This window comes from Pseudomonas poae (genome assembly GCA_028869255.1).
Lineage (GTDB): Bacteria > Pseudomonadota > Gammaproteobacteria > Pseudomonadales > Pseudomonadaceae > Aquipseudomonas > Aquipseudomonas poae_C.
The window spans coordinates 1,901,484-1,922,389 of sequence record CP110972.1 but is presented as its reverse complement, the minus strand read 5'-3'; the positions used below and the strand labels follow the sequence as shown (position 1 = coordinate 1,922,389).

The 20,906-nt window shown below is 60.9% G+C and carries 20 protein-coding genes and 2 pseudogenes; 14 read left to right on the top strand and 8 right to left on the bottom strand.

From position 1 onward, the window contains the following. Window positions 1–679: 679 nt before the first annotated feature. Window positions 680–1,009 (bottom strand): DHCW motif cupin fold protein, encoded by a 330-nt coding sequence (locus tag LRS56_08945; GenBank protein WDU64572.1) that lies wholly within the window; start codon window positions 1,007–1,009, stop codon window positions 680–682. A gap of 125 nt (window positions 1,010–1,134) precedes the next feature. On the opposite strand from LRS56_08945, the gene LRS56_08940 reads away from it, so the two are divergent. Next, the gene (locus tag LRS56_08940; GenBank protein ID WDU65713.1) at window positions 1,135–1,623 is read left to right on the top strand and encodes an HIT family protein; all 489 of its coding nucleotides are present in this window, start codon (window positions 1,135–1,137) and stop codon (window positions 1,621–1,623) included. Here LRS56_08940 and LRS56_08935 read toward each other — a convergent pair. Next, window positions 1,617–3,527, bottom strand: coding sequence for a sigma 54-interacting transcriptional regulator (locus LRS56_08935; protein WDU64571.1), 1,911 nt, complete (start codon window positions 3,525–3,527; stop codon window positions 1,617–1,619). The two genes, LRS56_08940 and LRS56_08935, sit on opposite strands and share 7 nt — an antisense overlap. A gap of 183 nt (window positions 3,528–3,710) precedes the next feature. Between LRS56_08935 and LRS56_08930 the strand changes: the two genes are divergently transcribed. The 3 genes from LRS56_08930 (at window position 3,711) to LRS56_08920 (ending at window position 6,696) form a co-directional block, all read left to right on the top strand. After that, the gene (locus tag LRS56_08930; GenBank protein ID WDU64570.1) at window positions 3,711–4,577 is read left to right on the top strand and encodes a DUF1932 domain-containing protein; all 867 of its coding nucleotides are present in this window, start codon (window positions 3,711–3,713) and stop codon (window positions 4,575–4,577) included. Window positions 4,578–4,586: 9 nt separating this feature from the next. Beyond that, on the top strand, window positions 4,587–5,291 hold the full coding sequence (locus LRS56_08925; protein ID WDU64569.1) for a hypothetical protein: 705 nt from the start codon (window positions 4,587–4,589) through the stop codon (window positions 5,289–5,291). Between the two features lie 79 nt (window positions 5,292–5,370). Next, window positions 5,371–6,696 carry a citrate:proton symporter gene (locus LRS56_08920; protein ID WDU64568.1) on the top strand — a complete coding sequence of 442 codons (1,326 nt, stop codon included), beginning with the start codon at window positions 5,371–5,373 and terminating at the stop codon, window positions 6,694–6,696. Between the two features lie 266 nt (window positions 6,697–6,962). Here the strand turns inward: LRS56_08920 and LRS56_08915 are convergent. Together LRS56_08915 and LRS56_08910 are read right to left on the bottom strand one after the other, a co-directional pair. Next, window positions 6,963–7,106, bottom strand: a pseudogene (locus tag LRS56_08915) (GNAT family N-acetyltransferase). Between the two features lie 45 nt (window positions 7,107–7,151). After that, window positions 7,152–7,250: pseudogene (locus tag LRS56_08910) on the bottom strand (GNAT family N-acetyltransferase). Window positions 7,251–7,656: 406 nt separating this feature from the next. Here LRS56_08910 and LRS56_08905 point away from each other — a divergent pair. The 3 genes from LRS56_08905 (at window position 7,657) to LRS56_08895 (ending at window position 9,528) form a co-directional block, all read left to right on the top strand. Further along, complete coding sequence (locus tag LRS56_08905; GenBank protein WDU64567.1) at window positions 7,657–8,286, top strand: type III effector; 630 nt, start codon at window positions 7,657–7,659, stop codon at window positions 8,284–8,286. Between the two features lie 322 nt (window positions 8,287–8,608). Further along, a complete protein-coding gene (locus tag LRS56_08900; protein WDU64566.1) occupies window positions 8,609–9,103 on the top strand; it encodes a GNAT family N-acetyltransferase in 495 nt (164 codons plus the stop codon). Continuing rightward, window positions 9,103–9,528, top strand: a complete 426-nt coding sequence (locus LRS56_08895) for a GNAT family N-acetyltransferase (GenBank protein WDU64565.1) — start codon at window positions 9,103–9,105, stop codon at window positions 9,526–9,528. Before LRS56_08900 ends, LRS56_08895 begins: the two co-directional genes overlap by 1 nt. Here LRS56_08895 and LRS56_08890 read toward each other — a convergent pair. From LRS56_08890 to LRS56_08880, 3 genes are all read right to left on the bottom strand, one after another. Next, a complete protein-coding gene (locus LRS56_08890; protein ID WDU64564.1) occupies window positions 9,515–10,006 on the bottom strand; it encodes a hypothetical protein in 492 nt (163 codons plus the stop codon). The two genes, LRS56_08895 and LRS56_08890, sit on opposite strands and share 14 nt — an antisense overlap. A gap of 102 nt (window positions 10,007–10,108) precedes the next feature. After that, complete coding sequence (locus tag LRS56_08885) at window positions 10,109–11,398, bottom strand: hypothetical protein (GenBank protein WDU64563.1); 1,290 nt, start codon at window positions 11,396–11,398, stop codon at window positions 10,109–10,111. A gap of 84 nt (window positions 11,399–11,482) precedes the next feature. After that, window positions 11,483–12,688 carry a YgcG family protein gene (locus LRS56_08880; GenBank protein ID WDU64562.1) on the bottom strand — a complete coding sequence of 402 codons (1,206 nt, stop codon included), beginning with the start codon at window positions 12,686–12,688 and terminating at the stop codon, window positions 11,483–11,485. Between the two features lie 131 nt (window positions 12,689–12,819). Between LRS56_08880 and LRS56_08875 the strand changes: the two genes are divergently transcribed. Together LRS56_08875 and LRS56_08870 are read left to right on the top strand one after the other, a co-directional pair. Further along, window positions 12,820–13,635, top strand: a complete 816-nt coding sequence (locus LRS56_08875; protein WDU64561.1) for an alpha/beta hydrolase — start codon at window positions 12,820–12,822, stop codon at window positions 13,633–13,635. Further along, the gene (locus tag LRS56_08870) at window positions 13,625–14,767 is read left to right on the top strand and encodes a PAS domain-containing sensor histidine kinase (protein WDU64560.1); all 1,143 of its coding nucleotides are present in this window, start codon (window positions 13,625–13,627) and stop codon (window positions 14,765–14,767) included. The genes LRS56_08875 and LRS56_08870 overlap by 11 nt, the downstream gene beginning before the upstream one ends. On the opposite strand, the gene dapF is transcribed toward LRS56_08870, so the two are convergent. Continuing rightward, complete coding sequence (gene dapF / locus LRS56_08865; protein ID WDU64559.1) at window positions 14,755–15,558, bottom strand: diaminopimelate epimerase; 804 nt, start codon at window positions 15,556–15,558, stop codon at window positions 14,755–14,757. The two genes, LRS56_08870 and dapF, sit on opposite strands and share 13 nt — an antisense overlap. Window positions 15,559–15,620: 62 nt before the next feature. On the opposite strand from dapF, the gene LRS56_08860 reads away from it, so the two are divergent. From LRS56_08860 to LRS56_08840, 5 genes are all read left to right on the top strand, one after another. Next, complete coding sequence (locus tag LRS56_08860) at window positions 15,621–16,160, top strand: AAA family ATPase (protein WDU64558.1); 540 nt, start codon at window positions 15,621–15,623, stop codon at window positions 16,158–16,160. Window positions 16,161–16,384: 224 nt separating this feature from the next. Further along, entirely contained in the window at window positions 16,385–16,888 is a 504-nt protein-coding gene (locus LRS56_08855) for a sigma-70 family RNA polymerase sigma factor (protein ID WDU64557.1), read from the top strand. Window positions 16,889–16,994: 106 nt separating this feature from the next. After that, window positions 16,995–17,939, top strand: a complete 945-nt coding sequence (locus LRS56_08850; protein ID WDU64556.1) for a FecR family protein — start codon at window positions 16,995–16,997, stop codon at window positions 17,937–17,939. A 136-nt stretch (window positions 17,940–18,075) separates the two neighbouring features. Continuing rightward, on the top strand, window positions 18,076–18,711 hold the full coding sequence (locus LRS56_08845) for an STN domain-containing protein (GenBank protein ID WDU64555.1): 636 nt from the start codon (window positions 18,076–18,078) through the stop codon (window positions 18,709–18,711). Next, window positions 18,708–20,897, top strand: a complete 2,190-nt coding sequence (locus LRS56_08840) for a TonB-dependent receptor (GenBank protein ID WDU64554.1) — start codon at window positions 18,708–18,710, stop codon at window positions 20,895–20,897. The genes LRS56_08845 and LRS56_08840 overlap by 4 nt, the downstream gene beginning before the upstream one ends. The last annotated feature ends 9 nt before the right edge of the window (window positions 20,898–20,906 follow it).

Here is a 20,906-nt window from a genome sequence, read left to right as displayed (position 1 = left end):
TGGGCTGCGTAGCAGCCCCACTAAAGCCACCGAGATTTTTCTGAAAGAACTCAGCGCCAGGTTTTGGGGCTGCTGCGCAACCCAACGCGGGCAAGCCCGCTCGCCACAACAGCCCATTTGCTGTGAGCACAACGACAGCCCGGCGTTTGCCACGTTGCTGGAAGAGTCCGCGAAGGATGGGCCTGAAGCTCCCAACGTGGCGAGCGGGCTTGCCCGCGTTGGGCTGCGTAGCAGCCCCACTAAAGCCACCGAGATTTTTCTGAAAGAACTCAGCGTCAGGTTTTGGGGCTGCTGCGCAACCCAACGCGGGCAAGCCCGCTCGCCACAACAGCCCATTTGCTGTGAGCACAACGACAGCCCGGCGTTTGCCACGTTGCTGGAAGAGTCCGCGAAGGATGGGCCTGAAGCTCCCAACGTGGCGAGCGGGCTTGCCCGCGTTGGGCTGCGTAGCAGCCCCACTAAAGCCACCGAGATTTTTCTGAAAGAACTCAGCGTCAGGTTTTGGGGCTGCTGCGCAGCCCAACGCGGGCAAGCCCGCTCGCCACAACAGCCTCATACTTTAGAGCCCTGCAATCTGCACTTTCTCTTGTTTTCTATCTGAAAACAGACCCGGCAGCCTGGTTGTGCGGCCCTTACCTCCTGCCAATGAATGGGGTGGGGGCGTATCGCAAGCAATCGCTCAATCCACAATAAACAGTTTTGCACCCACCCGCGTCGATGACCGATGCCCTTCCATGTCATTGCCCACCTGGTAACTCATCCCGGCCTCCAGGATGAACTGGCGGCCATCCTCGAGCTCGGTGTGCAGCTCGCCTTCGAGGCACAGCAACACATGCCCACGCCAGCACCAGTGATCAGCCAGGTAGCCCGGCGTGTATTCGACCATGCGCACGCGGGTGGTGCCGAAATGGCAGGTGCGCCACAGGGCGTTTCCGGTAATGCCGGGGTGAACCACGGGGGCGACGGTGGACCAGTCGGTGGTGCAAAAGGGGACAGCTATCAGATCCATGGTCGGCTCGGCAAAGGGTTGATGGGCCTTGAGGCTAACCACCTGGAGCTACCGGCGATAGACACAGATCAAGCGCTTTTGTGGAATACAGGTATTCTGCCCGCACGGCTCTCATGGACACGCCTATGCAAATAGACCCTGCTTACATGCTTCACGAAACCGAACACTGGCGGCTCAACCATCACCTGACGTCAGCATTGCCCGGTTATCTGATGCTGGGGGCGAAGGCGCCGATCCATTCCCTGGCGGATATGCCGCAAGCAGCGCTGGCCGAGCTGGGTGGGTTGCTGGCGAAGACCCAGCGGGTGATGGAGGCGCAGCTCGAGCCGAAATGGCTGTACATCAGCCGCTATGGACACATGCCGAGATTCCCGCTGCACTTTCATTTCATCCCCGTGTACGACTGGGTGGAGGCAGCATTCTGGCGCGATGACCGATACCGGCTGCTGCAGGGTTTTGGCGCACAGACCTCGGCGCACACGTTGACCGATGGCGCCGAGTTAACCCTGTTTGTATGGCGTGAGTTTGGAGAGAGCCTGACACCACCGGACATCCAGGGAGAGGCTCGACAGCACGTCATTGAGCGATTGCGCACAGCTTTCGCCCGTCAGTAACGTGTAGTGTCAAAACACCCAGGGTCTTCGTCCAGGTACTTTTTCATGCGCCGCCACAAGGTGGTGGTGCTGATCTGTAAGTGCCTGGCGGCCTCTTCGCGGTTGCCGCGCACACGGGTGAGCACTTCGTGCAGCAACGCCAGTTCGCTCTTGATCGGCGCGCCCTCTTCAACCGGCACGCTGCTTGAAAGATCCTCCAGCACATCCTCCAACCACGGCTGGGCAAACGGCCGGCCCTGGCTCATCACCGCCAGGCGCTCGACGATATTGCCCAACTGCCGGATATTGCCTGGCCAGGCATAGCTGCTCAGCCGTAGCAGAAGCACTTCATCCGGCTCGGGCGTAGGCATGGCCAGGCTGCGCAATAGGTGGCGCACCAGCTCGGGGATGTCGGTGCGGCGTTCGCGCAGGGCCGGCAAGTGCAGTTTGAGCACGCAGATACGGTAGTAGAAATCCTCGCGAAACAGCCCCTGGGCCACCCTTTGTTCCAGGCTTTTGTTGCTGGCGGTGATGATGCGGATATCGACGGGCGTGACCTTGTCATCGCCGATGCGCACCACCTTGCGCTCCTGCAGCGTGCGCAGCAGTTTTACCTGAATATCGGTAGAAGTTTCGTTGATTTCATCGAGGAAGATAGTGCCGGTGTGCGCCAGTTCGAACACCCCGGCCTTGCCCTCGTTAAGCGCTCCGGTGAAGGCGCCTTTCACGTAGCCGAACAACTCGCTCTCCAGCACGCCAGGGGCGAAGGCCGCGCAGTTGATCGCCACGAATGGACCGTGCTTGCGGCGCGATGCGTTATGGATGCTCTGGGCGAACAGCTCCTTGCCGGTGCCGGTTTCACCTTCGATCATCACGGTGCTGTCCACCGCTGCATAGGTCAGGGCCAGGCGCTTGGCCTTGGCCAGCGCGGGGCTGCTGCCGATGATGTGGTCGAAGGTGTTTTCCGCCAAGTGCTGGCGTGCTAACTGGCGGCGCATCTTGCGTTCAATCGCGGTGATTTCGGTCTGGTTTTGCAGGGTGGCGACGGCACCGATGACCTGGCTGTCCAGGGTGATGGGGGCGATGCTCAAGGTCAGGGACAAACGCCCCAGGCTGATCAGCGCACCGCGCACCGGGCGGCCGCTGCCGAGCACTTGGCTGAAATAGTCCTGGGCCAGCAGGCCGTCGATGCTGTCGCCGCACACCAGGCCGCCCAGGTAGGCGGTGGCCACGCTGTTCATATTGGTGATACAGCGCTGGCTGTCGACACTGAAGATGCCTTCGGACACGCAGTTGAGGATCGACTGGATCATCTCGTAGCGGCTTTGCAGCTCTACGCGCTTGAGCCGCCGCTCTTCCTCCACCTGCAGCAAGTGCAGGGCCTCGTCGATGGCATCGAACGCGGCATCCGGGTCGGCCTCGGACATGATGTAGCGCATGCCCCGCGCCATCACCGCCTCACGCGACGACAGGCCGCCAATCGCCACTTCAATGCCCTCGGCCTGCAAGCGATCCAACTGCGCTTCGGTGGCCTGGTGGCTGCCCAGCGGGTCGATCAGGCAGATCGACACGTGCGGCATAAAAGGCCGGGCTTTCTCGAGGATGGTTGCGTAGCCCTCGGAGGTGGCGAGGAACGCCACCTTGCCCGAGTCCTGCTGCGCCTTGCGATACGCATTGATGCAGTCAAAAAACGTGTGTTTGACCTCGACGATCGGCACGCGCAAGTGCTCACGCAACACGCTGGCGGTGCGGCCCCGGCTGATGATTACACTGACGCCAGTGTCGATCAGCTGCCGCGCTTTGAGCACGGCGTCGTGCTGCGCGGCTTCAATCACCACCAGGGCTAACCCGCGTTGCTCAAGGATGCCGTGCATCACCGAAGTCAGGGTGCTGGACGGCGAAATCACGGCAATGGTGCCTTGCATGGCGAGGTCTCGAAAGCACGGGCAGGGAATGCAGACTATTGCATGCTGAAATGATTTGAAAGGTATCGCTGCTCCAGCATTTCACCTCATTAAGACTATCCGATTGTTTTAAAAGGCTAATTTTATCTGGCACAGCCCTTGCTCTTCCTTCATCAATAACAAAGACAATGAAGGAAACACTGGATGGATATCGTCTTCATCGGGTTTGGCGAAGCCGCCTACCACCTCACCCAGGGCCTGCGCACCACCGGCGATTTGCGGATCGGCGCCTTCGACGCCCACCTGAGCCCGGTGGTCCGGCAACGCGCCGAGCAGTTGCACGTCACCCTCTTCGACTCGCTGAAAAACGCCTGCCACGGCGCGCGCTTTGTGGTGTGCCTGACCAGCGCCAGCAGCGCCTTGGGTATCGCGCAGCAGGCGCTGCCATGGCTGGTGGCGGGGCAAACCTATGTCGACATGAACTCCGCCGCACCCAGCGTCAAACAGGCCATCGACCAATTGCCGCGTGCCGCCGGCGTGGGCTTTTGCGACGCTGCCGTGATGGGCACCGTGCCCGGCAATAACCACCGCGTGCCGATGCTGCTGGCCGGCAGCGGCGCCAGCGCATTTGCCGAAACTTTTACGCCACGCGGCATGCGCTTGAGCGTACTCGACGCCGACGCCGGCGCCGCGTCCGCGATCAAAATGCTCAAGAGTGTAGTGATGAAGGGCCTGCCGCAGTTGCTGCTGGAAGCCTTCCAGGCCGGTGAAAAATTTGGCGTGCTCGACACCCTGGTCGCGTCCCTGGGTGATTCGTTGAACGGCAAGACTGTCGAGCAACTGGCCAATACCTTCACCGCACGCACGCTGATCCATGCCAAGCGCCGCAGCGCGGAAATGGATGATGCAGTCGCCACCCTGGAAGCCGCCGGTGTCGACGCCAGCATGACCCGCGCCACCCAGGGCCAACTCGACAAACTCGCCGCCACCGACTGGGCCAGCCGGCTCGGCCCCGACGGCAGCGACATGGACTTTCGCAGCGCCATCGCGCACCTGACCGCCCACTCGTGAGACCCCGCCATGAACACTGAACATTACTTCCCCCTGCCCGACCTGATCCCCGATGACCTGCTGGCGCGCTTTCGCCAGCTCAGCCCGGCACAACTGTGCGACGGTATGCAAAGCCTGGGCATCCCGCGCAACGGCTGCATGGACGCCGACCTGATGCCACTGGATGAAAGCAAGGTGATGCTCGGCACTGCCTACACCGTCGACACCGAAGACGGCGACAATTTCCCGATCCACGTCGCGGTGTATCAGGGCCAGCCCGGCTACGTGCTGGTAGTGGCCGGCAAGGCTTATCCCGGCCGCGCCTACATCGGCGACCTGATGGCCGGCGCCGCCCAGGCCGTGGGCTTGAGCGGCATGGTCATCGACGGCTGCGTGCGCGACAAAGTGCCGTTGGCGCAACTGGACATCCCGATCTACGCCAAGGGCTTCATGCAACGCAGCCCCGGCAAGCAAGGCCCGGGCAAAATCAACGCCAGCGTGACGTGCGCCGGTGTCGAGGTGGCACCGGGCGACCTGGTGTTCGGCGATTACGACGGCGTAACCGTGGTGCCCCGCGCCCGCCTGCTGGAAGTGCTGGAGGCATCCGAGAAAAAAAGTGCCTATGAAAACCAGCGCCGCGAGGTAATCGACGCATACACTCGCTGCCGCGACAGCGGCCAGCCCTTGCCCGCACTGGCCCCGGCCTGGGTCACCGAACTGCTCGAAGGCCAATAACGCTCACGGCTCTACCCGGGGCGCCCGGCGCCCCACCCTGCTGCGCTCACTATAAAAATAAAATTGTGGAGACGTTCAGATGCTGACAGTTCTGGGCTATGTGTTGATCACCTCGTTTCTGTTGCTGGTCATCAAGCAAAAACTTTCGCCATTCACCGGTTTGATTGTGGTGTCGCTGGCCGTGGGAGTGCTGGTGTGCCTGGTCAACGGCGTGCCGATGGGCACCATCATGACCTGGGTGCGTGAAGGCCTGTTTTACTCGCAGAACGAGGCCGGCAAGGTCTCCCTCGGCACGGTCAACCCCACGGTAATGATCCTGTTCGCCGTGCTGTATTTCAGCCTGATGATGAACGTGGGGCTGTTCGATCCGCTGTGCACCTTCCTGATCCGCAAGGCCAATGGCGACCCGCTGAAAATCATCCTGGTCACCGCCTTCACTTCCGCCGTAGTGACCCTGGACGGCGACGGCACCACCACCATCCTGATCATCACCACCGCGTTCCTGCCGCTGTACAAACAGATGGGCATGAAGCTGTCGAACCTGGCGATGCTGATCATCCTGCCCTGCGGCCTGGGCAACTGCCTGCCGTGGGGTGGGCCATTGGCGCGGGCGGCAGCGGTATTGAACGTGGAGGTGAACACGCTGTTTGTGGCGATCCTGCCAATCCTCGGTGTGTCGTTCCTGTATGTGTTCTTCATGGCGTACTTGATGGGCATCAAGGAGCGCAAACGCCTGGGGTTTGTGCAGGGTGCAAACGGCATCGTGACGCCCGCGCAAATCCTGCAGATGGTCAACGTGATCAAGGATCACGACAAGGAACTCAAACGCCCGCGCCTGTTCCTGTTCAACCTGGCCCTGACCCTGGGCATGCTGGTGATCCTGATCGCCGGCTGGGCCAGCGGCGCGGTGGTGTTCATGCTCGGCACCGCGATCGCGTTGACGGTCAACTACAGCGCCGTTGAACAACGCGAACGGATCACCGCCAACGGTGGCGACGCCGTGGCCGTGGCCTCGATCATCCTCGCCGCCGGCTGCTTCCTGGGCATCTTCAACGGCAGCGGCATGGCCGGCGCCGTGGCTGAACACATGGCCAGCCTGATCCCGGATTCCATGGGCAGCCACACCGCACTGATCTTCGCTTTCCTCGGCGCCCTCGCCTGCTACGCCCTGCCGGTGGACGCCTACTACTTCGGCATCCTGCCGGTGGTGGCGCCCATCGCCTACAAGTTCGGCATCAGCCCTACCGAAATCGGCGTCGCCTCCTTCATGGGCCAGGCACTGCGCTACGCCAGCCCGACGGTGGCGTGGTTGTTCCTGCTGATGAACCGTACGGAGATGACATTCGGGGAGTACCAGAAGGAGTTCTTCAAGTGGTCGATCCCGATGTTTTTCATCTTTTGGTGACGGCGATTGTGACGGGGGAGTTGCCGGTGGGATAAACAGCAGTGGCCACGGGCAAACACGAAATCGATGATAAAACACATTGGTGGCGAGCGGGCTTGCCCGCGTTGGGTCGCGCAGCGGCCCCAGAAAGGTTGACGCAGTATGTCAGCAAGACCCGGGCGTCAGGTTTTGGGGCTGCTTCGCAGCCCAACGCGGGCAAGCCCGCTCGCCACAACTAGCCTGCTAGCCACAACAAGCTAGCTAGCCATAATAAGCCTGCTAGCCACATAGCCACCGCTTGCGCTGCCACGGGTCCAGAGTGGCATTTGCTCAGCGCTGTAGGCACCGATGCATTGGCTGCGAATGGCTTCGCGGCGGATCTCAAAAGCGCTGTGGGCGTCGTGCGGCGTGGCTCGTTTGATCTCGAGCATTGAGTTCTCCTTTCATGCGTTTTCATTACCCTCGCGGGTAAATGAATAACGGTCGGTGGCCTCGCGGGAGTCGGCGTCACGCAGGGAGATGCCGGGGGTGTTTTGCATCAGTTCAAGTACGGCGTCGTAGTCGGCAGGGGTCATCACCCTCCCCCCTAGTTGAAGCCATGCCCGAGCTGAATCCAACTGCATACGCTAGGACAGACACATGACTGTAGCGATAACAAAAACCGACACTCTGGTGGTGGGAGGCCGGACAGGCTGGTGTGGAGCAGTTGGCCGGGCATGAACGGATGCTTCAGCGGATGTTGGCGTCGATAGGTAGCTGAGCCCATTCGAGGCAGTGGAACTCATTTTGTATGCGGAGCCACGTAGCTTTCGGCTCGCAGAGCTGAACGAAAGAGCCAGCTATCGAGTAGTCCTCTGACCATCTCACCTCATCAAAGGTAATTCGCATGCGCATTGACCCCCCGCTGTCTTCATAAGTTTAAGCACAGCAGCAGCAATCCAGGCTGGAGAAAATCCGTTCAACACAGGCAATCTGGAGGAAATGCGCAAAGAGGACATCGCACCTTACACAAACCAGCATTTTTCATTAAATCATAACGTACCGAATCTCGAGGTGGCCCGGCACGCCTCAAATGAACTGCATGGCGGATGGAAAATCAATAACAACGTTGCAAATACACGCTACCCATTTATCACCCTGAAGCGCTCTGCGGCCAGGCAAGAAGAAAAGTCGGTTGGCGACAAGTTTCATATCAGCGTCAATCAAAAGGATGTTCCGAAAGCCTTCGAGGTCATAGGCAAGCTTATTAACTCGCAGGAAAGCCCGATCAATAGTTGGAAAGTCACCGATATAGAGCGTATTGATCCAAGAGACACGCGGCTATCACAAGGTGCCCAGTTCACGCTCTATCCCAAGCCGGACCGCCCCGATGGAAGCTATAGCCCTGAACACATCGGAAAAATAAATGCGTTGGTCAGGACCCTCGAGCAGTCGCTTGCGGCGCAAGGTATTGAAAAGAGCGAGCACAAGCCGGCCTCCGATGTGTCGGCGCCGCAGTGGGAATACGCGTCTTATCGCAACGAATTCAGAAGCGACCGCCAGGGTTCATCCAGCCAGAGCGCAGCATTGAAGGAAGAACCCTTTTTCAAACTGGTCTCTTACGCTCAGTGAGTTTCACAGCTCACCTGTTGAGCCAAACTGATCTTTATCCAATGATCAGGAACCAAACCTGTTGATTTCAACATTTATTGCCGCAGCCACTTCGAGGGCGAAAGCACCCTTCAATTTAGTTGTGAGTAAACCTGCTTTGGCGGGTTTTCTGGTTTTTGGGGATGGCGCGCGGAGCCTGTTTTTTGTGGTGAGCGGGCTTGTCCCGCTTACCACAGCAAGCTCTCAAGCCAAAGCTAAAATAGGCCTGCCCACCACAATCGGTGTCAGTCTGTTGATGTTTCTCTATGATGTGGCCTTTCGCTCAACGCCCCAGGAAATACCCATGCCCGCCCTCACCTTCCGCAACGCCCTCCCCGCCGATGCCGCCCGTTGCTTTGAAATCGAGATCAGCGCCTACGAAGGCGATGAAGCCGCGACCCTGGAGAAGATCGCCACGCGTATTGCGCAGTACCCGGAGGGCTTTTTGATTCTGGAGGCGGATGCCGAAGTGGTGGGTTTTATCAATTGCGGCTGCGCCCATCAGGTGGTGATGTCGGATGAGGCGTTCAAGGAGTTGGTGGGGCATTCGGCCGAGGCGCCGAATGTGGTGATAATGTCGGTGGTGGTCGACCCGGCGCATCAGGGCAAGGGCCATTCCAGGCTGTTGATGACTGAGTTTGTGCAGCGCATGCGGGCGATGGGCAAGCAGACGATTCATTTGATGTGCAAGGAGCACCATGTGCCGCTGTACACGCGTATGGGCTACAGCTATGTGCAGCCTTCGCCTTCGGATCACGGTGGGATGGCGTGGCATGAAATGGTGATGGATATTGCGTGATGACAGCGCATCGGATTGAGGTAGGCGACCAGCCGGATGCCGAGGCGGAGCGCCTGCTCGGCAGTAGCCTTGCCGCCTTTAACGAACACATCACCGGGTCCAATGATCGGCGCCCGCTGACGGTGCTGATCAAGGCCGCCGACACCGGTGAAACACTGGGTGGCATCACTGGCAAGACCAGCCTGGGCATGGCCTTTCTCGACCTGTTTCACCTGCCCGACTCACTGCGCGGCACGGGCCTTGGCAGCCAGTTGCTGCGAGCCTTTGAAGACGAAGCCCGACGCCGAGGTTGCGCGAATGCGGTGTTGTACACCCTCAGTTTTCAGGCGCCGGGGTTTTACGAGAAACACGGGTGGGTAAGGTTTGGCGAGATTGCGTGTGAGCCGGCAGGCAGCAGTCGGGTGTTTCTGTCTAAGACGCTTTGATGGCTTGCCAGTCCAGGCCGACGAAGCTGTGCGTGAACTCAAGCAGCTCTCGGTCGATGTCTGCGACCTGCCCATACACCCCACTGTCCGCCAGGCCATAAGCGTCATCGAAATACCCACAGGCCCCCAACGTGCCGGGCAAGTAGCAGCCACCCCTGACCCATAAGCGGTAGATGCCGACGGCAAGGCACCGCGCAAAACCGGGCTCACGCAGGAGTCGGTGATGCGCGGTCGCGAGTGCGTAAGGAAGCATCTCTGCTTCCACCATCGCGGGCGTGCCGACTTGCAGCAGTTGCCACGCCACCTCTTCGCGGTTTGAGCGGGTCATCAGCGCAAGTTCTATCAGCGCATACGGCGGTTGTTCGAGCATGGCCAATGTCGCATCCGCCCATTGAATAACGGCCGCCACATCAATAGCACCGATGTCCAAAGCAACCCTGAGGTAGGCCACCGGCACACCAAAATCAGTGTTACTCATGCTCTGTCTCCGCGCTCAACGCTTTACCAAACAACCGATTTCCATCGGCTTCGCCCTGAAAGGTAGGTGTAAGAAGGTGCCTCTGGGCGATGTGTCATCCATTTACAAGAACGCTCTGAGTGCTTTGTATTCACGCTTGATAAGGCCGTGAAGCTCAGCCCTGTCGGCGGAAGGCTTCGCCATTCGATGGTCTTTGTTCTCACTGATTTTCAGCAAGGCTTCAGCACAACCATGCTCAGTAAAATAATCCTCGGTACTGACCCGTGGCAACGGAATAAGGCTACCGCGGCGACTGTCAAAAATGACGCCTTTCACTTCATACGCGTTCAATAGCTGTTTCAGGCCACCGTCAAAACTGATGAACATCGGCACAAAAAAATCGCCCTCGCCTTGAGACATCATCAGTGTCTCCATAAAGCGCGGTGCCGCCATGTCCCACGCAATGTTGTCCAGCCGCTTCAATACCCTCTTCTGCTTTTTCTGGCCGGCGGTTTTCTTTATTTTTTCCAACATGCTGATCGAGCGCGGCTCAACAAAATATTTATGCGCAACAACCGCTTCGCGGTCCAGATAAATACCCACCACGTCATTAACATAATCCACAAATTCGATAAACTTGTTCTTCGCCGACTTATTGGATGACAGCTGAATTCTTACCATCCCAATAACATACAACACGATAACACGCTGCATCAGCGCAAAGTTCAGGACGTGCGGCCGGCCCTCTTCAGAGGCATAAAAACTATTCGTATAGTTGACTGCCCTGCGTACAGCCTCTCGATGAGTGAAGCGTGGTTTTGGATTGGAGGTCCTTTTGTACTCCGCGCAATCTATACTTCTGAACAGTTGCAGGCTCACCAGATTTTGCCTGAAGCGCTTGTTAAGTGTCTGCCAGAACATCAGCGGCGATAGCCTGATAGGGTCGTGAATATTGCGTACCTCTTTGACGTTCTCCACCATGTAATAAAAGAAATCAAAGTTCAGATCATCATTCAAGACATCATCAACAAAGGCAATAACTTTTTGCTGCATGCTTTTTAGGGGGCGCCCTCTGACCAAGGCATCCACATAAGTAGCCATATTGGTATCAAACATCAAGCTGTAGTCGATCCTGAAGTCGGCCCGACCTTTCTCATAATACGCCCTCAACACCTCATCGGTTATAAAGTACACTTCCCCACCGGTAAAGTAGTGGGTCAATACTGCATCTTCGCCTTTGGTGTACTTTCGAATAGAGGCCGGAATATTCGACCGTTTGTAATCTTCCAAAGCAATAATCGCCGTCACATCCGCTTTCGGCCCCGTAGACATCCATAGCTGATTCACGGCCGAAGCGCTCTTTGCCTTTGACAAAAAATAGGCAAGTGTTTGTATTTGCGACGAATCAATCACACAGCGACTCCATTAATAATAAATCCTTGATTAAACTACTCAGCCGCTTAAGGCAGGGGGGGCCAACACGCTGCGCTGGCGGCTTTACCAACTCCCCGACGCCCCACCGCCGCCACTGGAGCCGCCGCCCCCCGATGAGCTGCTGCTGGAACTGGAGCTGCTGGAGCTGCTGGAACTCGAAGAACCACCGCCCGAACTTGAGCCCGACCCGCCAGACGTCTTGCCAAAGATGAACAACGCCACAAACGAGGTAATCGGAAACGCCAGCAACCAGCCGTCACGGCCCGCGTCGGCAATAAAGCCTGCCGCCAGGTACACCCCCGCCGCCGCGAACAGGCGCACGATAAAACCGGTCTGGCTGCGTTTCCAGGCATCTTTCATGACCACCCACAGTGCCAGGTACGCGCCCAGCACGGCCAGTGCCCCGAGTGGCATTGCCAACCAATGGATAAAGCTAACGTCGATGTATCGGTCGGCCAGCAGCAGGCCGGCGATGTAGGCCAGCAACCCGATCACGCAGTAAAACACCGTGCGCGCCAGCCACAATGCGCCGAAGGTGGCGCCGCCGATCAGCAGGGTCAGAGGCAATATCAGCAGGTACATCGGCCAGTCCGGGCCACCGGCATAGATCGCCAGCAGTGCCGTGGCCGCCACGGCAGCCAGCAGGGCGCGGCGCCAGGGCAGCTTGCCGGCGGCCATCAGCACACCGCCTGCGCCGCCCACGATAAACGCCAGTAACAGCGCAATGATTTGGGGGTTAACCCCGGGGCCTGCGACCTTGGGCAGGTCGCCGCCGTCCACCAGCAGCACCAGGTCGTTTACGCCCTGGGCCACACCGCCTGCATAGTCGCCCTGGCGAAACGCCGGGGTGATGTGTTCTTCGATGATGCGATGGGCCAACAGGTCGGTCACGGTGCCTTCCAGCCCGTAGCCGACTTCGATGCGCACCTTGCGGTCGTCCTTGGCCACCAGCAGCAGGATACCGTCGTTGACGTCCTTGCGCCCCAGTTGCCAGGCGCGAAACAGCTGGTTGGCGTAGTCCTCGATGCTGGCGCCGGCGGTGGTGGGCACCAGCAGTACGGCCACCTGTGAGCCTTTGCGCTGCTCGAGGGCGGCGAGTTGCTCTTTCAGACGGGAGGTGGTGCTGGCGTCGAGGGTGTTGGTGAGGTCGATCACCCTTTGGTCGAGGGCCACGCCGATAGGCGAAGTGGCGGCCTGGGCGGTGCTGGAGAGGCTGGCGAGCATCAGCACCAGCAGGCTCAAGACGGATTGCTGCAACCACCGCATCATGTTTGTTACCTGAAGTTTCTTCCTGAAGGCGCCGACTTTACCTTATCCGCGCTATTACGCGTGACCCCAGGCGTTTGACTATCTAAACTGCACCCATTCGAACATAGCAAAACGCCACACTTGGGAAGCCCATGAACCTCCGCCACCGCAACCACGTCAATGTCATGGGCCACGGCACCGCGACCCTGGTGTTCTCGCATGGTTTTGGCTGTAACCAAGCCATGTGGAACGACCTGGCGCCGCAGTTCCTGGAGCGTTTTCGGGTAGTGATGTACGACCTGGTGGGCGCGGGCCTCTCCGACCTCAGTGCCTACGACAAGGCCAAGTACAGCAGCCTGGACGGCTATGCCCAGGACTTGAACGAGATCATCGACGCCTTTGCCGAGGGGCCGGTGATTCTCGTGGGCCATTCGGTCAGCGCGATGATCGGCGCCCTCGCCGACCGCCAGGCCCCCGGGCGTATCGCCGCCCACGTGATGATCGGCCCGTCGCCGCGATATATCGACACCGACGGTTATGTGGGTGGTTTCAAGCGCGCGGATATCGAAGACCTGCTCGACACCCTCGACAGCAACTACCTGGGCTGGTCCCGCGCCATGGCCCCGGTGATCATGGGCACGCCTGGGCAACCGGCGCTGGGCGAAACCCTCACCGACAGTTTTTGCCGCACAGAACCGGACATCGCCAAGCAATTTGCGCGGGTCACCTTTATGGCGGACAACCGTCAGGACGTGATCGGCCTGGCCACGAAGGTGTTGATCCTGCAATCGAGTGACGACCTGATCGCCCCCGTGGCCGTGGGTGAATACCTGCACAGCGTGATGCCCAACAGCACCTATTGCCTGGTGGACAACGTCGGCCATTGCCCGCACATGAGCGCGCCACAGGCCTGCGCGGCGGCCATGCATGGCTTCCTGGCGCCATGGGCGGCCGCGCATGCCAGCTGAACTGTTCAACAGTGCCGCCTGCGCCCTGGCCGTCACCGGGGAAGACGGCACGATCCTGCAGGCCAACGCACGCTTCGGCGACTGGCTCGGGCTGCGCAGCGACGAGCTGTGCGGCCGGCGCTTCCAGGACTTGCTGACCATGGGCGGGCGGATCTTCCACCAGACCCACCTGGCGCCGATGTTGCGTATGCATGGCAGTGTCACCGAAGTGAAGCTGGACATGCTGCACCGCGACGGCCACAAGGTGACCGTGCTGCTCAACGGCAACAAGCGTGAGCACGCCAGCGCCGTGGTGTACGACCTGGCGCTGTTCGGCACCACCGACCGTGACAAGTACGAGCGCGAACTGCTCACCGCACGCAACCTGGCCGAAGCGCTGCTGCAGGAAAAAACCACCACCGAATTGGCGCTGCAACAGGCCCAGGCCGAGCTGAATGAGGCGTATGTCATCTCACAGCGCCGCGCATTGTTCGCCGAGCAGATGGTGGCGATTGTCAGCCATGACCTGAAAAACCCGCTCACCGCCATCCGCATGGCCTCGGACATTCTCGGTCGCGGCGAACGCACCGCCAAGGAGCGCCAGTTGCTGGGCCATATCGGCCAGTCATCGGAGCGTGCCGTGCGCATGATCGCCGACCTGCTGGACTTCACCCAGGCCCGCGTTGGCCACGGCATTACCATCAAGCCGACCCGCCTGGACCTGCACAGCGTGATTCATCAGGCAGTAGAAGAACTACGCGTGGCCTTCCCCGCTGCAACGCTGGCGCATCACGCCCAAGGCACTGGCGAGGCGTGCCTGGACGCCGACCGTGTGCAGCAGATCATCGGTAACCTGGTCGCCAACAGCGTGGCCTATGGCGACCTGCAGCGGCCGATCACCGTCACCTCGAGCCTGGGCGCCGGCGCTTGCCAGGTGTCGGTACACAACCACGGCCCGGTGATACCCGAAGCCCTGTTGGAGGGGCTGTTCGAGCCCATGACCCGTGGCACCGCGCAGGGCAGCGATGTGCGCAGCGTCGGCCTGGGCCTGTACATCGTGCGCGAGTTGGCCAGGGTGCACGGTGGCGATGTGGCGGTGAGTTCCTGCGACACCGGCGGCACCACCTTTACCGTGACCTTTCAGGGCAGGTAGACGCTGCCCTGCATCACCGGCTCCACACTCCCGGTCAACACTACCCCGCCCCCGCCCGCCCAATGCACGGTCACCGTGCCGCCGTCGCACTGCACCTGCACCGTGGCGTCCAGCAAGCCGCGCCGAATGCCATTGACCACCGCCGCGCAACAGCACGAACCGGAGCCCAACGGCACGCCGCCGCCGCGCTCCCAGATGCGCAGGCGGATATGCCCGCGGTCCAGCACCTGCACGAAATGCACATTGGTCCTGGCCGGGAACAGCGGGTGAATTTCCAACGCCTGGCCCACGGCCGCCACGTCGACCGTGTCGATATCCTCGACAAAAAACGTGCAATGCGGGTTACCCATGCTGCACGCCGCCGGGCTGCCTTCGATGGGTAAGGTGCGGGTGTCCATCGCGGCGGCCAGCGGCACCGCGGCCCAGTCCAAAGATGGCTCGCCCATGTTCACCGACACCCGCCGCCCCGCCTCGCGCACGCAAGTCAGTAAGCCGCGATCGGTGCGCAGCACAATCGAATCGGCGCCGGTTTCATGCATCAGCCGCTCGGCCACACCCCGGGTGGCGCTGCCGCAGGTGGCCAGAGGCGTGCCGTTGGGGTTCCAGAATTTGATCCGCGCAGCAGCGTCGGCGCAATCGAGGATTACAGCCAGTTGGTTGAAGCCGATCCCGGTGTGGCGGTTGCCCAGGTGGCGAGCGATATCCGGGGTGATGATGTCGCCCAGGCCCCGGCGGTCGATGATGATGAAGTCGTCGCCATGGGCGTGCATTTTTACGAACTGCAAGGGCATGGGCTGTCCTGCGGGAGAGGTGGAGGATACCCTGAGCTTATCAATCTTAACGAGCGCGACCCATGCTTATTGTCTTCAGCGGATTGCCCGGCACCGGCAAGACTACGCTTGCCCAAGACCTGGCACGCCGGACCGGCGCGGCTTACCTGCGTATCGATGTGATCGAACAGGCGCTGCGCGAGGCCGGTGTTGCGGTGGGCGCCAGCGGCTACGGCGTGGCAAACGAACTGGCACTGAGTAATTTACGCTTGGGCCATACGGTGATTGCCGACTGCGTGAACCCGGTCGAGGAAAGCCGTGCAGCCTGGCAGGCAACGGCCGAAACGGCGGGCGTGACGCTGCTCAATATCCAGGTGGTGTGCTCGGATGAGCAGGAGCACCAACGCCGCGTCGAAGCGCGCACGGGGGATATTCCCGGGCTGGTACCCCCGACCTGGCAGTCGGTATTGGCCCACGAATACGAGCCTTGGGAGGACGCCCCACTGACCGTCGATACCGCCCAAATTACCGCTGCGCAGGCCGTCGAAACCATCACCCGACACCTGTGGCGAGCGGGCTTGCCCGCGTTGGGCTGCGCAGCAGCCCCGGTAAAGCCACTGTAGTTTTCCTGAAAGACCTTAGCGCCCGGATTTGGGGCCGCTGCGCAGCCCAGCGCGGGCAAGCCCGCTCGCCACAACAGCCCTGCACACTGGCATCGGTATGAGCTGCGATCGCACACAAAACCACGCAGTTGTTGATAACCATTATCAACTATAGCTAAACTCCGCGCCCTCCCACTTCCCACACTGTGCCCGACGGCACAGTCGCGCGCAGGCAGCTGAATACCTTGGCGGATGAAAAACTCCAGCTTTACCTGACCCACCGGGCCGCGCTGCTGGACTATGCCGCGCCCATCGTGGGCTGCCGCGCCCGTGCCGAAGACGTGGTGCAGGAAGCCTGGCTGCGCTTCAGTGGCCAGGATGAGCAGGCCGATATCCGCCACCCGGCCAGCTACCTGTACCGCATCGTGCGCAATCTTGCCCTGGACCTCACCCGCCGCACCGCCACCGAGCGTGTGCAGCCGGGCGGCGCTGAGTTGCTCAACGAGTTGCCCTCCAGCAGCGCCTCGCCCGAGCGTGAAGTCAGCAGCCAAAACGAGCTGCAGGTCATCTCCCGCGCCCTGGCCCAGTTGCCCGAGCGCACGCGGCGAGCCTTTGAAATGCATCGCCTGGGCGGCTTCACGTTGCAGCAGGTGGCCGCTGAGCTTGGGGTGTCGACGGCACTCGTGCATCAGCTGGTGCACGACGCGTTGCGCCATTGCATGGATTGCCTGGAGCCTGACGATGACTGATCAGGGCTGTTTTCTGAAAAAAACCAACGCTAGTGCGTCTTTTGCAGTGAAGGGCGATTCCGTGGGATCCTGCCCGCCGATTTTTGCCAGCGGAGATGCCCCCTACATGCCCACCGTGGATTGCGCCAACGCCCGCCGCGACGAAGCCCTGGACTGGCTGATGCGCGTGCAACAGGCTCCGCTGGACGCGGACCTGCGTGCGCAGTTGGCCCACTGGTGCGCCAGCGACGAGGCGAATGCCAAGGCGTATCGCAAGGCCGAACGCGTGTGGCACTTGACCGGGCAAGTGACGCCGACCACCACCGCACAATGCCCTCAACCGGTCCGCCCGGTTGCGCGGCCACGGCGTGTTCGGCGCTGGGTCGCGGCGGCCATCGCAGCCTGCCTGGTTGTGGCCCTGGCGCCGAGCCTGCTGCTGCGCTGGCAAGCCGACTACCGCACCGGCGCCGGAGAAACCCGCGACATCACCCTCAGCGACGGCAGCGTGGTGCAACTCGACAGCCACTCGGCCATCGCCGTGGACATCGCCGGTAACCATCGGGATGTGCGGCTGCTGGTCGGCCAGGCGTTTTTCAAGGTGATGCCGGATAAAAGCAAACCCTTTCACGTGTACACCCAGACCTTGCAGGTCACCGTCACCGGCACCGCGTTCAATGTGGACGCCGCGCCCAACCCGAGCGTCGCCGTGCAACAGGGCTCGGTCAATGTCGATGACCTGCAGGACGGCCGCCCCCTCGCCAGCCTGGTGCCCGGCCAACGCCTGAGCTATCGGGCCGGCCGCGCCCAGCTGGGCACTTTTACCCCCAGCCAGGCCGCCGCCTGGCGCCAGGGCCAGTTGATTGCCGATGACCTGCCGATCAGCGAGGTGCTGGAGCAACTGCGCCGCTATACCCCCGGCCTGATCGTACTGCGCGACGCCACGCTCGGCGCGCAGCGGGTCACCGGCGTATACGACCTGCGCAAACCCCAGGCGGCGCTGCAAGCCGTGCTGCAACCTTATGGCGCCAAAGTCCGCGCTTACAGCCCGTGGCTGTTGGTGCTGAGCCGGTAAACAGCCTGCCATTTAAAAATAGTTGATGTTTTTTCTGAAAATCCCCCGCGCTGTCCCGTCTTCTGTCCCGCGCGCAGCAATTGAGATTTATTCGTATTCATTGACTGGCCGGTTTTAGCCGGCGCGGGGATCTTGCATGACTCACACCCTTCACCGCTTGCCTGGGCAGCGCGGGCCCTGGCCGCTGCGCCTGAAAAAAACCGCCGGCGCCGGTTTGCTTGGTTTGTGCTGCGCGTTCAGCTCAGTGCCGCAGGCCCTGGCGCAGGCTCAAACCGCCGATAACGCGGCGCATGGTTTCAGCATCCCGGCACAGCCGCTGGCCGGTGCACTGATCGCCTTCGGCCAACAGAGCGGCCAGCAGGTGAGCGTCGACCCGCAGCTGCTCAAAGGCGTGAATTCGCCGGGTGTGAACGGTGACATGAGCAACGACGCCGCCCTCGCGTACCTGCTGCAAGGCACCGGTATCGGTTGGGGTTATCAGGACGGCGCGCGGGTGTTCCATCGCCTGCAAAGCGCCGACGCCGGGCCGGTGATGCTGGACAACACCGTGGTGCTGGGCTTTACCGAAGAGAACTCGTTCCAGGGCGCCACCGTGATCGATCAACGCGCTATCCAGGCGTTCCCCGGGGCCAACGGCGACATCACCACCCTGCTGCAAATGCACCCTGCCGTGCAGTTCAGCAGCGCCGAAAAAGCTCGAACACCCCGGGTGAAATCGACCCGGCGGACATCAGCATCAACGGCGCCAAGTTCTACCAGAACAACTTCATGATCGACGGCATGTCGATCAACAACGACATCGACCCCAGCGCCCACGGCTACAGTGAAACCCGCCAGTTCGACGCGGCGCCGAGCCGCTCCCACGGCATCGCCCTGGACGCCGACCTGCTGCAGGAAGTGAAGGTCTACGACAGCAACGTGCCCGCCGAATACGGCGGCTTCAACGGCGGCGTGGTCGACGCGATCACCCGTCGTCCCAGCCAGGACCTGCACGGCAAGTTCTCCTATTCCATGACCCGTTCGGCCTGGACCAAATACCACATCACTGCCCAGGACCAGGAAGCGTTCGACAACGCGTCCAACGAGCAATACCAGCCCGACTTCAAGAAAACCACGCTGCGCGGCATGCTCGAAGGCCACCTGACCGAAGACTTCGGCGCCATCCTAAGCTTCTCGCAAAAACGCTCGGTGATCCCGCTGAACCGCTATGCCGACGGTTACACCAGCCCCAATGGCGACAACGAAAAAGACCAGACTCGCCAGCTCGACAACTTCATGCTCAAGACCTACTGGAACGTCAACGACCGCCTCAGCCTCGATGCCTCATTCATCAAGGCGCCGCAGGAAAATACCTATTTTCGCGAGAACTACGTGAACTCCGGCTTCACCAATATCAACGGCGGCTGGCAGGGTTCGCTCAAGGCGGTCTGGGAAGGTGATTCGGCGCGGTGGAGCCATACCCTGGCGTTGACCGATCTCAACAGTTCGCGCGAGTCGGAATCCACCGACATGATCGGCTGGTACTACTCCAGCGTTAAGAACTGGGGCATCCCGCTATCCAATACATCGCGCAGTGGCGAAGGTGCGTATGGCGACCTGGACCAGACCCAGCGCGGCATTGACTACAAACTCAAGGCCGACTGGCAGGCGTTCAACTGGGGCGGTGCCGAGCACCAGTTCACTGGCGGCATGGAGCTGACCCGCAACCAGGCCACCTGGGAGCGCAACACCGCAGCCACCAGCGCACTGGTCGGCCGGCGCGACAACGGCACCACCTGCATCAACAATGACAACCTCTGCTCCATCGGCCTGCTGCTCAACGGCAACACGCGCCAATGGGCCAACACCATCAACGTGTACGACGCCGGCAAGCTGGACCTGACCGAAACCAAATACGCGTTCCACCTGCAAGACGCGATTCAAATCGGCAAGCTCGGCCTGCGCCCCGGCGTGCGCTTTGAAGGCGACGATTACATGGAGGACAAAAACCTCGCACCGCGCTTTGCCGGTGACTATGACTTCTTCGGTGACCGCAGCACCGTGCTGGTCTTCGGCGCCAACCGCTACTACGGCCGCAACCTGTTCAAGTACCGCCTCGCCGATGGCCGCCAGGCCCTCAACACGCGCTACACCCGCACCACCCAGGGCGGCGCCTGGACCACCGTGCAGGGCAAGAACCAGAACAAATTCTCCGACCTCAACGTGCCCTATAACGATGAGTGGACCCTGGGCCTGGATCAGGTGTGGCTCGACACCGATTTTCGCTTGAAGTATGTGCACCGCGAAGGCAAGGACCAGATCGTGCGCGCCTCCAACCGCGTGCTGGGCACGGGCGCCGCCGCCGGTTACGACACCCTCTATTACACCTACACCAATGCGGGCGCCAGCGAGAGCGACAACCTCAGCCTGACCATCACGCCCAAGCACGAATTCAACTGGCAAGGCACCCGCACCAGTGTGCAAGCGGCGTTTGACTGGTCAAAGACCAAGGACGGCTACGGCACCTATGAATCGATCGTCGATGCCGGTGAGTTCGCCGACGACGACGTGATCTACGACGGCAAGCGCATGGCCTACAGCGAACTGCCCGCCGGCGACTTCAACCGCCCCTGGACGGCGCGCCTGACCACTATCACCGAGATCCCGCAATGGAACCTCACAGTCAGCAACTTCCTGCGTTATCGCGGCGCCTACGAACAGATCATCGAAACCGACGCCACCGCAGTGATCGGTGACGAGACCCTGGCGGTGTACGACTCGGCCAAAGTCAAAGCCGCGCCCACCTGGGACATGCGCGTGAGTTGGGAGATCCCCACCGGCAAGGACCAGGCGCTGTTTGCCGCCGTGGATATCACCAACGTCACCGACCATGTCAACGAGATCGTCGGCAAAACCAGCTCGACGGTCACCTATGAAGTCGGCCGCCAATACTGGCTGGAAGTCGGTTACCGCTTCTGACCTGCCCCT

What these genes read in the sequence shown, in the direction of transcription:
- LRS56_08890 (WDU64564.1), bottom strand. Translation starts at nt 10,006, where the DNA reads ATGAGTAACACTGATTTTGGTGTGCCGGTGGCCTACCTCAGGGTTGCT.
- LRS56_08920 (WDU64568.1), top strand. Translation starts at nt 5,371, where the DNA reads ATGCTGACAGTTCTGGGCTATGTGTTGATCACCTCGTTTCTGTTGCTG.
- LRS56_08945 (WDU64572.1), bottom strand. Translation starts at nt 1,009, where the DNA reads ATGGATCTGATAGCTGTCCCCTTTTGCACCACCGACTGGTCCACCGTC.
- LRS56_08860 (WDU64558.1), top strand. Translation starts at nt 15,621, where the DNA reads ATGCTTATTGTCTTCAGCGGATTGCCCGGCACCGGCAAGACTACGCTT.
- LRS56_08930 (WDU64570.1), top strand. Translation starts at nt 3,711, where the DNA reads ATGGATATCGTCTTCATCGGGTTTGGCGAAGCCGCCTACCACCTCACC.
- dapF (WDU64559.1), bottom strand. Translation starts at nt 15,558, where the DNA reads ATGCCCTTGCAGTTCGTAAAAATGCACGCCCATGGCGACGACTTCATC.
- LRS56_08935 (WDU64571.1), bottom strand. Translation starts at nt 3,527, where the DNA reads ATGCAAGGCACCATTGCCGTGATTTCGCCGTCCAGCACCCTGACTTCG.
- LRS56_08845 (WDU64555.1), top strand. Translation starts at nt 18,076, where the DNA reads ATGACTCACACCCTTCACCGCTTGCCTGGGCAGCGCGGGCCCTGGCCG.
- LRS56_08940 (WDU65713.1), top strand. Translation starts at nt 1,135, where the DNA reads ATGCAAATAGACCCTGCTTACATGCTTCACGAAACCGAACACTGGCGG.
- LRS56_08840 (WDU64554.1), top strand. Translation starts at nt 18,708, where the DNA reads ATGATCGACGGCATGTCGATCAACAACGACATCGACCCCAGCGCCCAC.
- LRS56_08870 (WDU64560.1), top strand. Translation starts at nt 13,625, where the DNA reads ATGCCAGCTGAACTGTTCAACAGTGCCGCCTGCGCCCTGGCCGTCACC.
- LRS56_08880 (WDU64562.1), bottom strand. Translation starts at nt 12,688, where the DNA reads ATGATGCGGTGGTTGCAGCAATCCGTCTTGAGCCTGCTGGTGCTGATG.
- LRS56_08895 (WDU64565.1), top strand. Translation starts at nt 9,103, where the DNA reads ATGACAGCGCATCGGATTGAGGTAGGCGACCAGCCGGATGCCGAGGCG.
- LRS56_08900 (WDU64566.1), top strand. Translation starts at nt 8,609, where the DNA reads ATGCCCGCCCTCACCTTCCGCAACGCCCTCCCCGCCGATGCCGCCCGT.
- LRS56_08875 (WDU64561.1), top strand. Translation starts at nt 12,820, where the DNA reads ATGAACCTCCGCCACCGCAACCACGTCAATGTCATGGGCCACGGCACC.
- LRS56_08905 (WDU64567.1), top strand. Translation starts at nt 7,657, where the DNA reads ATGCGCAAAGAGGACATCGCACCTTACACAAACCAGCATTTTTCATTA.
- LRS56_08850 (WDU64556.1), top strand. Translation starts at nt 16,995, where the DNA reads ATGCCCACCGTGGATTGCGCCAACGCCCGCCGCGACGAAGCCCTGGAC.
- LRS56_08925 (WDU64569.1), top strand. Translation starts at nt 4,587, where the DNA reads ATGAACACTGAACATTACTTCCCCCTGCCCGACCTGATCCCCGATGAC.